At 60.8% G+C, this 16,295-nt stretch carries 12 protein-coding genes and 1 pseudogene; 9 read left to right on the forward strand and 4 right to left on the reverse strand.

The window, feature by feature from the left end; genetic code table 11:
* Positions 1-79 precede the first annotated feature (79 nt).
* From BH683_RS23630 to BH683_RS23645, 4 genes are read left to right on the forward strand one after another with little or no spacing between them, the layout of a single operon-like run.
* Positions 80-835, forward strand: coding sequence for a maleate cis-trans isomerase (locus BH683_RS23630; RefSeq protein ID WP_084838742.1), 756 nt, complete (start codon positions 80-82; stop codon positions 833-835).
* A gap of 25 nt (positions 836-860) precedes the next feature.
* Positions 861-1,520, forward strand: a complete 660-nt coding sequence (locus BH683_RS23635) for a VOC family protein (RefSeq protein ID WP_084838743.1) — start codon at positions 861-863, stop codon at positions 1,518-1,520.
* Entirely contained in the window at positions 1,517-1,762 is a 246-nt protein-coding gene (locus BH683_RS23640) for a hypothetical protein (protein WP_084838744.1), read from the forward strand. The genes BH683_RS23635 and BH683_RS23640 overlap by 4 nt, the downstream gene beginning before the upstream one ends.
* On the forward strand, positions 1,759-3,003 hold the full coding sequence (locus BH683_RS23645) for an alpha/beta hydrolase (RefSeq protein WP_084838745.1): 1,245 nt from the start codon (positions 1,759-1,761) through the stop codon (positions 3,001-3,003). Before BH683_RS23640 ends, BH683_RS23645 begins: the two co-directional genes overlap by 4 nt.
* A 103-nt stretch (positions 3,004-3,106) precedes the next feature.
* On the opposite strand, the gene BH683_RS23650 is transcribed toward BH683_RS23645, so the two are convergent.
* Positions 3,107-3,751 carry a class I SAM-dependent methyltransferase gene (locus BH683_RS23650; RefSeq protein WP_084838746.1) on the reverse strand — a complete coding sequence of 215 codons (645 nt, stop codon included), beginning with the start codon at positions 3,749-3,751 and terminating at the stop codon, positions 3,107-3,109.
* 109 nt (positions 3,752-3,860) lie between these two features.
* Between BH683_RS23650 and BH683_RS23655 the strand changes: the two genes are divergently transcribed.
* A complete protein-coding gene (locus BH683_RS23655; protein WP_084838747.1) occupies positions 3,861-4,463 on the forward strand; it encodes an XRE family transcriptional regulator in 603 nt (200 codons plus the stop codon).
* Between the two features lie 12 nt (positions 4,464-4,475).
* Here the strand turns inward: BH683_RS23655 and BH683_RS23660 are convergent, their stop codons facing one another.
* Together BH683_RS23660 and BH683_RS23665 are read right to left on the reverse strand one after the other, a co-directional pair.
* Entirely contained in the window at positions 4,476-4,991 is a 516-nt protein-coding gene (locus BH683_RS23660) for an SRPBCC family protein (RefSeq protein ID WP_084838748.1), read from the reverse strand.
* Positions 4,988-5,392 carry a metalloregulator ArsR/SmtB family transcription factor gene (locus BH683_RS23665; RefSeq protein ID WP_084838749.1) on the reverse strand — a complete coding sequence of 135 codons (405 nt, stop codon included), beginning with the start codon at positions 5,390-5,392 and terminating at the stop codon, positions 4,988-4,990. The genes BH683_RS23660 and BH683_RS23665 overlap by 4 nt, the downstream gene beginning before the upstream one ends.
* A gap of 117 nt (positions 5,393-5,509) precedes the next feature.
* Between BH683_RS23665 and BH683_RS23670 the strand changes: the two genes are divergently transcribed.
* The gene (locus tag BH683_RS23670; protein WP_143696118.1) at positions 5,510-6,808 is read left to right on the forward strand and encodes a hypothetical protein; all 1,299 of its coding nucleotides are present in this window, start codon (positions 5,510-5,512) and stop codon (positions 6,806-6,808) included.
* Between the two features lie 651 nt (positions 6,809-7,459).
* On the opposite strand, the pseudogene istA reads toward BH683_RS23670, so the two are convergent.
* A pseudogene (gene istA / locus BH683_RS23675) lies at positions 7,460-8,369 on the reverse strand (IS21 family transposase); the annotation flags it as partial.
* Between the two features lie 305 nt (positions 8,370-8,674).
* Between istA and BH683_RS23680 the strand changes: the two are divergent.
* Genes BH683_RS23680 through BH683_RS23690 form a run of 3 tightly spaced genes read left to right on the forward strand, consistent with a single transcriptional unit; the run spans position 8,675 to position 16,265 of the window.
* A complete protein-coding gene (locus BH683_RS23680; protein WP_084838751.1) occupies positions 8,675-11,770 on the forward strand; it encodes a helicase-related protein in 3,096 nt (1,031 codons plus the stop codon).
* On the forward strand, positions 11,767-15,141 hold the full coding sequence (locus BH683_RS23685; RefSeq protein WP_084838752.1) for a type ISP restriction/modification enzyme: 3,375 nt from the start codon (positions 11,767-11,769) through the stop codon (positions 15,139-15,141). The genes BH683_RS23680 and BH683_RS23685 overlap by 4 nt, the downstream gene beginning before the upstream one ends.
* Complete coding sequence (locus BH683_RS23690; RefSeq protein WP_084838753.1) at positions 15,138-16,265, forward strand: Swt1 family HEPN domain-containing protein; 1,128 nt, start codon at positions 15,138-15,140, stop codon at positions 16,263-16,265. Before BH683_RS23685 ends, BH683_RS23690 begins: the two co-directional genes overlap by 4 nt.
* Positions 16,266-16,295 lie beyond the last annotated feature (30 nt).

Below are 16,295 nucleotides of genomic sequence, written 5' to 3' on the forward strand. Positions count from 1 at the left end.
CACGTCGAATAATCATCGTCAATGTAAAAAAGCGTTGCCTGGTGTCCGTTTGGGCACCAGAAACTGGAAGGACGGCCAGATGAGTGTTCACCGAATCGGCCTCGTGGTGCCGAGCTCGAACGTCACCGTCGAGACGGAGATGCCTGCGTTGCTGGGGCGGCATCCGACCTCGGAGTTCTCGTTCCACTCGACGCGGATGCGAATGGCCAAGGTGTCGCCGGAGGAGCTCGCTGCGATGAACGCCCAGCGTGAGCGGTGCGTGATGGAAATCGCGGACGCTGGACCCGAGGCGATCCTCTACGCATGCCTCGTTGCGTTGATGGTCGGCGGACCGGGCGAGCACCAGCGGGTAGAAAGCGCTGTCGCCGAACAGTTGGCGACCGGAGGATCCGACGCGATCATCCGCTCCAGCGCGGGTGCACTCGTCGAGGGGTTACGCGCTCTCGATGCCAAGCGCATCGCCATCGTCACGCCCTACGTGAAGCCGCTCGCTGAGAAGGTCGTCGAATATCTCGAGGCCGAAGACTTCGAGGTCGCCGACTGGCGCGCATTGGAAGTCGCCGACAACTTCGAGGTCGGCTGCATCCCCGGCGACCGGGTGATGGAGGCGGCCCGGTCGCTCGACCTCACCGGCGTCGACGCGGTGGTGCTCTCATGCTGCGTGCAGATGCCGTCCCTCGACCTGATCGACGACGCCGAGCGTGAGTTCGGCATTCCGGTGTTGTCCGCGGCGACCGCAGGCGCCTACAGCCTGCTCCGCGGACTCGGTCTCCCCGTGGCTATCGACGGCGCGGGCAGCCTGTTGCGCGCCGACGTGGCGTCCGTACCCGCTTGACCTGCTCAACGAAAAGGAACTACCCATGAGCGAGCTCGACCACACAGTCCGCGGCGTCGACCACGTCGCCTATCCCACCTTCGACCCAGCGGGCACCGTCCGCTTCTACCGCGATGTTCTCGGTTTCCCTGTCGTGCATTCGATTTGCGCGGCCGGCTGGGGTCCGGACAAGCATCCCGACTTCATCCACTTCTTCTTCGACATCGGCAACGACGACCGGCTGGCCTTCTTCTACTACTTCGGTCTCGAGCCGTTCGAGGGTGGACCGCAAGGCGACTCGTACTCCCGCTTCGCCGAAGACGTGCCGATCTTCTTCATCCGATCCCGGCATCTGGCCATTCACGTCGACAACGAGGAGGACCTGCTCGAATACCGGCGGCGCCTCGACGGCAGCGACTGGCCGGTGGAGATGCAGATCCAGCACGAGACCATCGAGTCGATCTACACGCATGATCCGAACGGCTACATGATCGAGATCACCAGAGCGATGCGCGCGGTGACGCCGCAGGAGGATCTCGACGCGAACCTGACCATCGATGCGCTGATTGATGTGGTGTCGCAGCCCAATCCGAACATGGGAGCGTTGCTAGCGCGCAAGGCCGAGATGATCGTTGAGCGGGCTGCGCGTTGGCAGGAGGACCATGACGCTGAGTCGGCTCGGGACGTGGCGGAGGTCGGCCGATGACTACACTGTTCATCCTGGACGTCCCCGAGAACAAGCCGGTCGCAGCGGTCGCCGGCGAAGATCCTGATGTCACCGTCGATCATGTGGGTCCCTACTTTCGCGTCGTCGCCGAGGGGCCCATCGTGGTCGATCGACGAGCGACCGGAAGTCGGCACGCGGTCTGGTACAGCAGCGTCTCCGGGCTGCTGGATTCTCGAATCACGCAGTGGGACAAAGACGCGCTGAAGGTGGAACCGCTGTGAGTGTTGCTGACGCCGGCGAGCGACTGGGCGCCGGCCGCTACATCGAGTCCGCGGAGCAGCCGTCCGACACCGTGACGTCGGTGCATGAGCTGACCACAGCTGATGGTGCGAAGGTCTCCGGCGTGCTGCGGACGGTCCCGTCTGCCCGGACCGTGGTCGCTTTGATGCACCCTCGTCAGGATCTGACCCATCATGTGCTGGTGCCAGAGCTGCTGGCCCGCGGGTTCGCGGTGTGGACGCAGGGCACGAGGTCGATGAACAACGACCTGAGTCTGGTGCACGAGCAGGCGCTGCTCGATGTCGCAGCAGGGCAGGTGTTTCTGCGAGACAACGATTTCGACTCGGTCATCACGCTGGGCCACTCCGGCGGTGGAACACTGTTTGCGTTCTACCACGAGCAGGCAGGTCTGGCGCCTGGTGAGCGGCTGTCTGTCACGCCCGCGGGCCGACCTGTGGACCTGGCCAGTGCCGACATGCCGGTGCCCGACGGTGCGCTGTTCATGGCGCCGCATCCCGGGCAGGGTGAATTGCTGCTGAGGCTCATCGATCCGTCGGTGGTCGACGAGAACGATCCGCTGAGTGTGGACCCGGCGTTGAACGCGTTCGACCCTGTCAACGGGTTCGTCGATGCGCCGGGTGCGTCGTCGTATGCGCCGGAGTTCATCGAAAAGTATCGGGCGGCGCAGCGGGCCCGGATGGAGCGGCTTGACGCTGTCGCGCGCGAGTATGTCGCTGAGAGTGCTGATGCGCGTGCTCGTTTCAAGAATTCCGGCGACCCGTCGGATCGTCGAGCGGTGTTGGCGCCCCGGGTGTTGACGGTGTATCGGACCGATGCGGATCTGCGTTTTGTAGACCTCTCGCTGAGCCCTAACGATCGGCCCTACGGCTCGCTCTTCGGACGTCGACCTGATCTCACCAACTATGGCCTGGTCGGCTTCGGGCGGCTCTCGACTCCGGATGCCTGGTTGTCGACGTGGTCGGGACTGTCTAGCAACGCCGCGTTCGTGCGGTGCGCTCCTGGGGTGAAGGTACCGACCCTGTTCGTCGAATTGACCGGCGACCAAGCCTGTTTCCCGGAAGATGCTGCCGAAATAGTGGCTTCGTTCGGGTCCGACGACGTCACGCATGTGCGTGTCGAGGGGACCCACTTCGGTGGTCCCATCCGGGAAGGCGCACCCACCGGCGCGAGTTTGGCCGCTGCCGAGATCGGTGGGTGGCTGGGGGAACGGTTCGAGTCTTGACCTTCCGCACTTCGCTCACAGAACTTCGCCCCGCTCGCGATATACAACGCGAGCAAGGCGAAGTTTCCCGAGCGAAGTGAGCCGGTATGACGTACCGAATCGCTCAGGCCCTCCGGATGGCCTTCACGACGACATCGTCGATCGGGGTCTCGCGACCATCGGGTCCGGACATGGTGCGGTGTGACTCGCTGGCCGTCGCGACCTCCCAGACGGTCGGATCCAGGCGTGCGGTGATGCTCGCAGCTGTCTCCGAGGCCTCGGCCGGCGGATGCTCGTGACCGTGCCCGTGTTCGCCTGCTGCTCCGTGGTTGTCGTGATGGAGGTGGCCGACGATGAACAGGGTGCCACCAGCTGCGACCCACGACGCGATGCGGTCGTAGAACTCGAGTTGAGGCATGGCCGGATGGGCGTAATGGGTTGTGACGAGGTCGAACTGACGGTTGGGCTCCCACGTGGACAGGTCGGCCTCGACCCACTGCACCTGACCGGAGACCTCACTCGCGGCGGCGCGTTCGGAGGCGCGAGCCAGGGCGTCGGCGGCAATGTCCGCAGCGGTGACCTGCCAGCCACGGCTGGCGAGCCAGATCGCCTCGGTGCCTGCGCCGCAGCCTGCTTCGAGGGCGGTACCCGGTGTCAGGTCGGCGATTTCGCGCACGAGGTGAGGGTTGGGCTCCCCGGCGGCCATCGCTACGGCTCGATCGCCCTGCCAGATGTTGTCCCAGTAGTTCTTGTCGAACGAGTGCGTCATTCCGGGTCCTCCGTGTTGGTCTGTGACAGGGGCGCTGACACCTGTCCCTCGAGAATGGCCAGCGTCGATCGCAAACGCAAACTTTGTTGCCAAATGGCAAACTGACCCCATGGACTCCGAACGCGCACGTGAGTTGACCGATCGCACACTCGACGCCGTGGGACCGCGGCTCAAGCAACTTCGGCAGCGACGTGAGATCACTCTGATCGATCTCGCTGCGGAGACGGGGATTTCGACGAGCACCTTGTCCAGGCTCGAAGCCGGCTTACGACGCCCCACCCTTGAACAGTTGCTGCCTCTGGCCCGCGCGTACGGCGTCACCTTGGACGAGCTCGTCGATGCGCCGCCGACCGGCGATCCGCGCATCAACATGCGTCCGCTGCCCACCAAAGACGGGTCGACCGTTGTGCCGCTGAGCCGGCGTCCCGGAGGTATCCAGGCCTACAAGTTCGTGTTGCCCGTCGGCCGCGATGACGCCACACCAGTCCTGCGCACGCACGAAGGTTTCGATTGGGCCTTCGTTCTCAACGGCAGGCTCCGACTGGTACTCGGCGAACTCGATCTCATTCTCGAACCCGGCGAGGCCGCCGAGTTCGACACCCGCACTCCGCACTGGTTCGGGGCGACCAGCTCCGGACCCGTCGAGTTTCTCAGCCTCGTCGGCAAACAAGGCGAACGCGCGCACGTTCGCACCGCACCCGGACAAGACTGAGCGAGCCGGTTGCTACTTACCGCCGGTCAGCTTCTCCTGAATGGCCAGGTAATACTCCTTCTGGGCCGGGTAGTAGTCGTCGAAGTCGATGGCAGCCGGGTCGGCGTCGGTCAGCGCTGCGACCAGGCGGTCGAGGTAGTACTCCCAGCCAGGTCCGGTGTTTTCGATGGTGTTGGGGTCGTCGATGATCTGGCTCAGCGTCAGCGTCGTGACGCCGTCGGTTTCGACCAATTCGACGATAAGGTCCCACGTTCCGAAGTCGTCGGTGGTGTGCACCTGCAGGGCTCGGGGTGGTTCGCAGCGTCGGATGTCGTAGCGGGCGGGCGTGACATCGTCCCCTTCGGCATTCATGGTGAAGTCGACGTGGCCCTGCTCGGGATCGCCTGTGAAGAAGCCGATCCAGCGGGCCAGCCGGTCGGATTCGGTGACGGCTGCCCACACGTCGTCGATCGGGGCGTCGAAGGTGCGGACGAACGACACCGCGTCGCCCTCTTCGCGTGGGCCGAACAGGCCGGTCGGTGTGGTCATGCGGTCTCCTCGTGATCGGTGGTGGACGTGTGTGGGGCCGGCTCGCGGCGTCGCTGCCGGACGGTGCGGCGAACTTCGGTATCGAGTGCGTCGAGCGCCGATTCGGGTATCGGCGGACGCCGGTTGCCCGGCGCGGCGTCTGCCGTCAGGTCCGCGATGAATCGGCGAACCTCGTCGATGGGCCGCGACTCCAGGCGGTAGTGCCGTTCGCGTCCTTTGTCCTCGGCGACAACCAATCCCGCTTCGGCGAGCACCCGCAGGTGGCGGCTCACCGCCGGTCGCGAGATCGGTTGTGCGTCAGACAGATGAGAGCAAAGGTCGACCACCCGGGTGGGGCCGTCGACCAGGGTGAGCAAGATCCGACGCCGCACTGGGTCGGCAATGGCCTCGAAGACGCTCACGGGACAAATGGTAGCCGATCAGTTACCAATTGCGCCAGAGGGGCGCGACCCGCGTTTGCGGATGGTCGGCTGGATGCGAAGTACCACTGCTCCCCGGGTGTACTCGCCAGCGAGCGTTTGGCGAAACTCGAAACGCTTGGTGGGGAACTGCGTCCAGTTGCCGGCGATGGAGGACTCGGCGTCATTAGTGCATCGTCTCGGACCAAGCGGGTGTATGCCGCTCCGGGCGAGGACTCTATTCCATATCTTCGTCCCTACGACGTGTTCGATTACCTGCCGCAGCCCGCCGATTTCCTCTCAAGGAGCGGCAGCACTGATCTTGAACGCCTCGTTCCGCAGGTTGGGACGATCCTCCAGACATGTTCTGGTCGCAACTTGGGCCCACTCGCATACGCCGACGCCTATATCAATCGATTCGTTGTCAGTGATGACATGCTGCGTTTGCAGATCGACGACGAGATCGCACGTTTCTACACCCTCGCGTTTCTAAGTACACCGACCGGCCAATCGCTTCTAACTCGCAGTAAGACGGGGAATGTCATCGACCACCTTTCGGGCGATGACTTGGCGTCTGTCCTCGTCCCGTTTATTGACGAGGCGTTGACGTCCGATATCGCGGCAGTCATGTCGGAAGCAGTCCGGATGCGCGAAAGTGCTCGCGTTGAACTCGATCGACTCGTACAAGCGTTCTCCGGATCGCTTCCGGAGATCGCCACCACTAACCCGCTTCGTGAGGGCTGGACGGTGCGTGCCACCGACCTTAAGCGCCGTTTCGATGCGGCCTACAATGACCCGCGGCTCAATAAGGTTCGTTCCGATATGGCGAGACTTGGAGGAGGGACTGTCGCCGACGTAGCTCGAACAGCGATGCCGAATCGATACAAGCGAAATTATGTGGAGGCCGCACATGGTCGGCCGATCCTATCCGGCCGACAACTGCTTCAATTGAAGCCAGTCAACCTACAGTACATCGCCACTAGCGTTCTTGACACGGCGGAGTACGAGCTCGGCGTTGGGACTCTTGTATTCGGTGCTCGTGGACGCGCCGAAGAGCGTGTTTCGCTTCCTGCTCTCATTGTTGAAGATCGCGCAGACTGGCTCGCAAGCCACAATGTAATGCGCGTACACCCCCGAGAGGGTATTAGTGCTGGATGGCTCTATCTATGCTTTGCGATCGAGCATGTGCAACTCCAGGTCAGGGGGAGCGCATTCGGCTCAGTCGTTGATGTGGTCGACGCTCCGAACCTCGACCGCGTTGTTCTTCCGCCAGTTGACAACGATCTGGGAGATGCCGCACTCCAATGCTGGCGTGACATGTCCTCAGCCAGCACGCTTGAAGCCACGGCAATCGATCGACTCGAAGACGTGATCGTCAATGTAGGTGGCAGCGTAGGCCGTACATCGCTGAAACGCTGAGATCTCATCGCAACCCGGCCGCCGTCGACCTAGACCCACGGCGGTTCACAATTTCAGGCACGAAATCATTAATTTCCTGCAACCGGCCGCGGCACTCCCGGCACGGTACACGGTACTTACCGAGATCGGGCCGGTTAAGATCGAGGTGCCACGCGACACCGACTCGTCATTCGGCCCGCAGATTGTCAAGAATCGCGAACGCCGCCTTAAGGATATCAACGTTGTAGTATCAGCGGGTTGGCCGAGCAGTTGATCTCCGTCTTCAGGACCCGTCGAGAAGTCAGCTGACCGGCGACGCACGGATCCGTCGTGGAAGCGGCTCGACGCGTTGGTCGCGTCCGCCGTCGGAAAGCAGGCGGCTAAAGAGGACCCGGACGTCACTCGCTTAGGGTCGATTCTCTCTTAAATAGGACCGAAACTCATCTCGAACTTGATAGAGGTCGACCGTCTGATTCAGAAGCGCTCAGGGCTAGAAACACCCCTGGACCTTCTCCTCGGAACGCCCGTAGTTGGTCGCAGAGTGACACCGAGAAGGACGCCGAGATGATTCTTACAGTCGCGATAGAAATAGATAAGTTGATTGACGACCTTCGTTCCAAGCTTGCTATCGCCAATTTCGCACGCGAGCAAGCGCGAGCGTTGAATGATCAGCTCGCGGCCCAGCCTCGTTGTCGTCGAGGTGCCGGTCGCCGGCACGATCGGCGGCAAGGCAGCCATGGCCTGGCGATCGATCAGCAGGTCCTCGGCCGGTCACCTCTTGGTGGTGCGGTGGACACGAGTGTTTGCTCCGGTCAGCCATCGCTGGATCTAGGTGTTGAAGTCCGCCGGCGAGGTGGAGGTTCGGCCGGGCAGAAACGATGTCTCGGGATAACCGTTGGCCCGTTCGACCACTCCTTTGGTTTCCGGATCGTATGGGCGGGCCTGGATCATTCGGGTACCTAGTGTGCCGCAGAACCCGGATACGCCGGTAGCCAGATTGCGGCGATGACCGATACCTGATTCGTTGTCCCACAGTAATGTTCGTGGAACCGCACCGATCTGTTCGGCAAGTAGCATCCACATGCCGGCCAACAGATCGCCAGTGATCCGCGAGGGAATCATCACCGCAGTGATGAACCGTGAATAGGCGGCGACCATCACCAACACCGGGAACGGCCGCAGCACCCCGGTCTGGTCGGGCACCAGCTGGCCGGGGAACCACAAATCGCACTGCATTTGCTCACCCGGGCGGTGCACTAGGCGGTCACACGGATCGGCCGGGGCATATTCCGGGCGGATCCGGGTGACGTTCTCAGCGAACAAGGACCGCCACCGGACCAGCCGACCCGTTCGGCGATCACCGTGGCCGGCATCGTCGGAACCGGGTCAAGAGCTCGCGGACCGCGGGCTCGACCTGCGCCCACCCTGACGAGGGCGGCCGTGGCCGTTCATACCGCGGTTGCGCGTCTGAACGCACCGCTTTGGCCACCGTGTTGCGTGATAACCCCAAATGCCGGGCGATCGCCGCTTGCGACAACCCCTCCGACCGATGCAACTGACGAATCAACGCCCAGTCCTCCACAGTGATCACTCTCCAATCATTGGATGATGCTCACTTTTCGACCGGATCTACCTGCTCACTTTTGGACCGGAGCCGACAAGTTGTTCATATTCGAGACTGCCACGCCGGAGAGGTTTGTGTGGACTAGCCGGCCGCCGCGCGGCACCTTACGTCGCTCGCGAGGATCGGGCGCCATGGTGCTGCCGATGAACGTCCCCGATCGGCGTGTCCTCGGATGCTGCTTGCTGAGTTTGTCAGCTCGTGATGGGAGGATTGGTCAGAAGCTGTTGTCCAGAGTGGTTCGTGACCGAGGAGGTTCTGTGTAGATGGCAAGTTTGCAAGAAGTGGCGGCATCTGAGCAGTTCATCGTTGACAACACCACTGAGGATTGGAAAGCGCTTCAATACGTCCGTGAGTGGTGCGACATCAGCTCGGCCATCGACATCGCCACCGGGCATTTCGAGATCGGAGCTTTTCTTGCTCTCGACGGCGCCTGGCAAAAGGTCGACAAGATCCGACTCCTCATTGGTGGTGAGACGAGCCGCACCACCGCAGACGCTATCGCTGCCGCCCTCGACACGTCTATCGCGGTGGAACGGCAGACCGGTGACACCTTCCTGACCGGAATTGAGGGTGTGGTCGACGGCATCCGCAGCGGAAGTATCGAGATTCGCGTGTACAAACCGAAGAAGTTTCACGCCAAGGCGTACATCACCCACAGCAAGCTGAAGATCGTCGGTTCCGCTGCCTTGGTCGGTTCCTCGAATTTCACTCGTCCTGGACTGACCCAGAACGTCGAACTCAATGTGCGATTTCAAGGGCCGGAGGTCGTCGAACTCCAGGAATGGTACGAACAGCACTGGGATCGGGCCACGCCGGTGAACCAGGAACTGCTATCAGTACTCGAGCACAACGCCCGTGAGTTCACCCCTTTCGAGGTGTACGCCAAAGCCCTGCACTCGCTGACCGCCGACGTCGATCCGACAGACAAGAGCTGGGAGGAGTCTGAGTCCGACATCTATCCCATGCTCGCCCCATATCAGCAGGAGGCGTTCCACGCCCTGGTCGTGATGTCACGTCGCTGGAATGGCGGGTTTCTCACCGACGGTGTGGGTCTAGGAAAAACGTTCGTCGGACTAATGCTCACTGAGTATTACGCCGTCCGGCACCGAAAGAATGTACTCATCATGGCGACGAAGACTGGGCAAGACGCGGTCTGGAATCCGGAGTTGCAAGAGAAACTTCCCGATCTGTTCGGCCAGTTCTCGAACGTCGTGGTGCGTGCGCACACCGATCTCACGACCAAGCGTCGTGCAGAGGAACTTGAGCACCTAGCTAAACGTGCTGACATCATCATCATCGACGAGGCCCACAACTTCCGGAACCACGGCAAGGCGCCAACTGAGGAAAACCCATGGGGGTCCCGGTGGTGGCGCATGCAGAAAATCTGCGCGGGAAAGAAAGTCTTCTTGCTGACTGCCACACCGATAAACAACACGTTCTTCGACCTGGTCCACCAGGCCGAACTCTTTACCGGGCTCGAGGCAGACGACTACTTCGCCAGTATCGGCATCAGCAGTCTCCGCAAGTACACAGTCGAACTGGAGAAACCGTTCAAGAGCGGCACTCCCGATTATGCCGCCATCGCTGCGATAATGGCCAAAGACAGGCTCTTTCAATCAATCATCCACCAGAACAGTCGGCGCTACGCCATCGAAAGTGCCAAGGTGGCCGGCGGTGCGCGAGTAGTCTTCCCGGAGACACAAGTGCCTCGAGTAGTTTCTTACGAATTTGGGACCCTTTACGCCCCCCTGTTCGCCGAGCTTCAAACGGCATTTAGCCGAGCCACCCCGCTGTTTATCCTGCCGATGTACTACCCCCTAGCATTCTCAACCAACAAGGACATCGACACCGTTGCCGAGAACCGTCAACGCCAAGTGGTCGCATTGATTCGGACAATTTTTCTCAAAAGGTTCGAATCAAGCCTCGCGGCGTTCGCGGGCTCGTGCCTTGATCTGTCGGTAAAGGTGCTTCGCTGGCTCGAAGTCAACACGAAGATTGATTCCAACGAAGAGAGTCGTCTCTCGACATGGCGGCAAACGAACGAGCCTATCCTGAAGGCGATCCACGATAGGTACCGTTCAACCCTCGAAGAAGGCTGGCACGAAGAGGATCTCACCGAGGAGGAGCTCAGCGAGCTCGACTACAACCTCGTCGGTGGAGACTACCGACTGCAGGAAATGATCGATGCCGCGTTCGAAGATCTTGATCAGCTCACACGCTTCATGGACCTCGTTCTCGCCGGCGCTGGCGTTGACGACAAGTATTTGCGCCTACGTGACTTGCTGAGCGAGCCGTCGAAGAAGAGAAAACTCGACAAGGACGTATTCACTCCTGAGTTCCGTACTCAACAAGTCATCGTCTTCACCGAGTTCGCTGACACCGCCCGCTATCTCGAAGAAGAACTCAACAAATCTGGACTGTCCGACGTTGACCGAATCGACGGCACTCGAGGAAACGATCGCTACGCAATGATCAAACGGTTCGCTCCCTTCTACAATAAGGTCGCTGCTCGCGACAGGAGCAAGCTCGCGCCGCTGCGCATCCTGATCTCAACCGACGTGCTGAGCGAAGGCGTAAATCTACAAGACGGAACGCTGCTCGTCAACTACGACATTCACTGGAACCCAGTTCGCCTGATGCAACGCATCGGTCGCGTCGACCGCCGAATGAACCCCACCATCGAGGCGACACTGATCAAGGAGAAGCCGTCCGCGAAGAAGTCCCGCGGTCACATCCAAGTTCGCAACTTCCTGCCACCTGCCGAGATCGAGACGCTCCTCACCCTCTACAACAGAGTGCAGAACAAGACCCTGATGATCTCCACCACCCTGGGCATCCCTGGAGGAAAACTCTTTGACGAGACCGACATCTTCGATGACGTCAAAGTGTTCCAATCGTTTAAGGACGAATACAACGGCGACATCGCACCCATCGAGGAACTGCGCCTCAAGTGGCTGCAACTAGTGAACGAGAACCCCGGCCTAGACGAACTTGTCGAGCGGCTACCGGAGGGAATTTCCACCGCTAAGACCGGGGATCCGGCTGGAATCTTCGTCTGCCGCCGTACCCCGGTACTCACGAAGGCGCACGACGAAGCCGATCCCGAGTGGAGCATCGACCCCGGACAAGTGGAATGGGCCCTGCGCACACCTGATGGTGTCGAACGCGCACTGCACACCGTTGACACTGCCATTGCCGCCGAACCACGCGGCGCCTCAGAGAAGTTCAGTGAGCGGGCCGCGCTTCAATCGACGCTACGTGACTTCGAGAGAGGCGAGACTAAGCGCTTGCGCAAGGAAACGCAGTTGCCGCTCGACGCGCCGGCACCCAAAACGATCTGCTGGATGGAGGTTCAATGAGTGTCGTGGAAAGCCGGCTCCGCGCGCTCCTGCGTGCCGCCCCGAGGTCAGCAGATAATCTGTTCGACCTGTTGATGAACGGTCTCGACTGGCCGATCCCCGACGGACTGTCGTGGAGTGACATTCAGCTCGAATGGGAGCTGGACGAACTGCACCTCGACCCTGAGAAGGTGGCACGACTCAAGCAGATTTCACAGATACCACCGCTGACTAAGGATCAGAGGTTCGGCGTCTTCGTCCTCGACTTCGAGGGCGGGCGGCTCCCGATTGGTGCTGTGCGGAGGATCGTTCAGCGTCTCGTTCGGAACGAACGGTCACGCACGGATACCGGTAGAACCCCTCAGTTCGAACTCAATGACCTACTCTTCTTCTGCCTCTCAGAACGCAGCCATGACGTCCTCCACGTCGTTGGATTCCGAGACTCCGGCGGCAAACGGGTACTGAAGGTACTGAGTTGGGACGGCGGCGTCGCCGAAGCGAAGCTCGACCTCATCATCAATCGTGCTGTGCCTGACCTGCGCTGGATCGGAGAGGGCCCTTCTATCGCCGCCGACCTAGATTCGGCTCAAGGATTCGGTGGCTACAGAGCGCCGATCCGCAACGCCGAAGCGCTCTCGTCCCGGATGGCGGAGGTTGCGCAAGACCTCAAGTCGGAAGTCCTCGCACTGTACGAGGTCGAAACTGACGAAGGGCCACTAAAAACGCTCTACGAGGATTTTCGGACCGAACTTGTCGCCGACCTCACGACCGAGAAGTTCGCCGACGTCTACGCGCAAACCATGGTTTACGGGTTGTTCACGGCCCGGGTGGCGCACCCGGAAGCCTTCCGGGACGGCGACGTGGCGTCCTTGGTCCAGTTCGAGAATCCACTTCTCAACGAGATCTACACGCGTTTCCGCGAGGAAACCGACGGTGAGATCGACGTCGACGAGCTCGGGCTCGCCGATCTCTCGGCCCAGCTGGCCGTCACCGATGTCGAATCGGTGGTCGCAGACTTTGGTGCCAAGAACAAGCGAGAAGATCCGGTCGTTCACTTCTACGAGGCTTTCCTTGCGAAGTATGACCCGCGGGCACGAATCTCGGCCGGCGCCTTCTACACACCACTCCCGGTCGTGCGGTTCATCGTTCGCGCGGTGGACCATGTGCTGAAGGCTTCGTTCGGGCTTCCCATGGGAGTTGCGGATCCTGGAACCTGGGGACAGGTGTGTACCCACCTAGGAATTTCCGTTCCACCGAGCATCAACCCCAAAGCACGTTTTGTTTCGATGCTTGACCCGGCAACAGGTACCGGAACCTTTCTCGTCGAGTGGATCCGCCAGGCTGAGGTGTCGTTCAAGGCGGTGAACCCACGGGGAGATTGGCCTGCGCATCTGCAGGGCACTGTGTTCCCCAGCATGCACGCGTTCGAGTACATGCTTGCGCCCTACGCCGTAGCGCACCTTCGAATTGCACTGGCGGCCAAAGAGTATGGCGTCCAAACGCCAAGCATGACGATACTGCTGGCCGACTCCCTGGACCATCCCTCAGAACAAATGATGTTCGCGGAGTACGCAGACCCCGTTGCAGCTGAGGGCGAACGGGCTGCTCAACTCAAACGCGACTCCCGATTCACCGTTGTTGTCGGCAACCCGCCGTACGAACGGGAACAGAGAGGTGTGGGCGATACCCGTAAACGTAAAGGTGGCGTCGTTCGCTACGGTACGCCCGGCGTCGCACCGCTCCTTGATGACGTAATCAAGCCCATGCGCGACGCAGGCCTGGGGAAGCACGTCAAGAATCTGTACAACGACTACATCTACTTCTGGCGCTACGGTACCTGGCGCGCAACTGAGCGACCAAAGGGACCGGGGATCGTCGCCTTTATCACCGCCTCATCCTTCTTAGATGGAGTCTCGATCGGAGGACTTCGTCATCACCTTCGCGAGGCGTTCGACGTGCTGCACGTCGTCGACCTTGGTGGAGAGGGGCGTGGCGCTCGCACCGAGGAGAATGTCTTCGACATCTTGACCCCTGTCGCTATCGCAGTCGGCGTTCGCCTCTCAGGTAGTAGCGAGTGCGCAGTCGACTACACAAGGGTGACCGGGTCGCGCGTCGAGAAGTTCAATTGGCTCGATGCGCACGACCTGAACACCTCTGGTTCCACGAGAGTCCCCGGTGTCGGCCTTGCGGTCCTTACTCGGGTGACCGCCAACGACTATCAGTCGTGGCCGGAAATTGCGGATCTCTATCCCTGGATCCACAGCGGAAGCCAGCTGAAGCGGACCTGGCCCATCGGACCGACGAAACAGGTCCTTGAGCACAGATGGAGCACCCTTCTCAACCTCCGAGAGGAAGACCAAGATGAGGCTTTCCGCGACACAGTATTCCGCGGAATGAGTGTCGAGACGACAGCTCTCATGGGTAGAGCGCGGCTGAAATCGATCCGTTCAGAGGGCTTAGCAGCTCGGCCCGAGGCGGTATCCCGTTACGGGTATCGAAGTTTCGACCGGCAATGGATTCTAGCTGATTCTCGGTTGGGGGATCGTATGAGGCCAGATCTCTGGCGAACGGTAGGCGCCGACCAGCTCTTCCTTACCACGCTCACCTCGACCAAGCTCGGTCATGGGCCGGTTGTTACTGCGACACCGTATGTTCCGGATCTAGACCACTTCAGCGGTCGAGGTGCGAAGAACGTGATCCCGATGTGGCGGGACTCTACGGCAAAGGTGCCCAACCTGACACCACGCTTACTCGATACGCTTGAAGGTGTGCTCGGCGGGGAGATCACCACAGAAGACTTCGCCGCCTATATTTACGCGCTGACAGGGACCGGAGCGTTCGCCGACCTCTTCTCCGTGGAGCTGGGCGAGCAGGCGGGCCCGGTGCACATCCCCATTTCCAAGGATCCCGCAGTCTTCGCCCGTGTAGCTGCTTTCGGACGAGACCTTCTCTGGTGGCACACCTGGGGAGAAAGGTTCGGTGAAGCTGGTGCCGTCTCCGGTGCAGCCGAAGAAATCACCAAAGTCGTCGGTATGCCCTCGACCTTCAGCTACGACCTGGATCGAAGTGTTCTGCACGTCGGATCCGGTTCTTTCGGTCCGGTCAACCCGGAGGTATGGGAGTTCGACGTTTCAGGTCTCAAGGTCCTACAGTCGTGGCTCAACAACAGAATGGCTGAGAGGAAAGGCAAAAAATCGAGTCCCCTCGACACCATTAGGCCGACGACATGGACCTTCAGCAACGAAATACTCCTCCTGCTGCATACCCTTGAATACACGGTCCAGGTGACACCAACCGCGGCCAGATTGCTCGAAGCCGTTGTCTCGGGCCCTGTCTTTCTCTCCTCGGAACTACCCATGCCTACCGATGCGGAGAGGAAGGCGCCGAAGTGAGTTTCAAGCCGAACCTGTCAGTCAAAGAAGGCCTCGACCACCTAGCGAGACGACTCGATCCGATCATCGCAGGTCGGCTAGGAGGCGACCTCGGGAATCATTCGTGGACCGTCGTTCTGGAGATTCTTGACGAGAAGAAGGGTTACGCCACAGGTCGTAAGTACTGGGTCCACGATCTCCAGGCGCAGCTTCGAATGCTGACCGAGAGGCTAGGAGACTTTGGATACCCGTTCGACGATAAGCAACGCACCGTCAGCACACTCGGGAACGAGCTCCGGATCGTTCGCAACCAGCTGGCCCACATGCACGACTTCTCTGTCGCTGAAGCGTTCCGCGCGAACGATTTCAGTGTTCGGCTCCTGGAGCACTTCCACGACGAGGGACAGGACACGGCGAAGTACATCCGGCACGAGGCGCTGGTTGCACTCGCTTTGGAGGAAGGGGTCACCGAACAGGCAGCCGCTGAGGAAGCAACCGCAATCCCCGCCGTGGCTGATGTCTCTGAAGAAGAAAGTTCAGATGCGCTCGACGGTCAGGACGAGTCCAAATTGGAGGTCATTGCACCCGATCCCGCCGTCCTGGTCCAGGCCCCCAGCGTCATCGGTGGCCAGCGACTCGGGTTCGAACCATGGACCGTCGTGCAGGTCGGAGGCATCGACGTGCTCGACGATCTCCCCAAGAAGGTCGCTAAAGAAAAGGTCCGTGCCGCCGCGGTCGAAATCGCGACATACGAGGGACCGATTCACCTTGATCGCCTCGTGCAGATGACGGCCCAATCCTTCGGTCTGCAGCGGGTTCGATCCTCACGGGAGAAGAAACTGGCCTACCAGATCCAGCGGGCAGGACTGCTCGTGGATGCTGACAAGTTTGTTTGGCCTGGGGAAATCGACCCCGGAGCGTGGCACGAGTTCCGCCCCAATGACAGCACGGCAGACCGGCCTTTCGTACACATCAGCGCAGTCGAAATCGCAAATGCTGCCCGCTTCATCCAGGCCCATCAGCCCGACCTAAGTGAAGACGAGATCGCCGTCGCGGTACTGCAAACATTTGGCCGGCGACGTCGCACCAAGCAAATAGCGTCGCACCTTGCACACGCCCTATCCCGGCTTGCTGCAGAGCAATGACCGAACACAACCTCGTCTGCTGAGCGCAGA

It is taken from the genome of Williamsia sp. 1138, assembly GCF_002095435.2.
In the GTDB taxonomy this organism is placed as follows: Bacteria; Actinomycetota; Actinomycetes; order Mycobacteriales; family Mycobacteriaceae; genus Williamsia.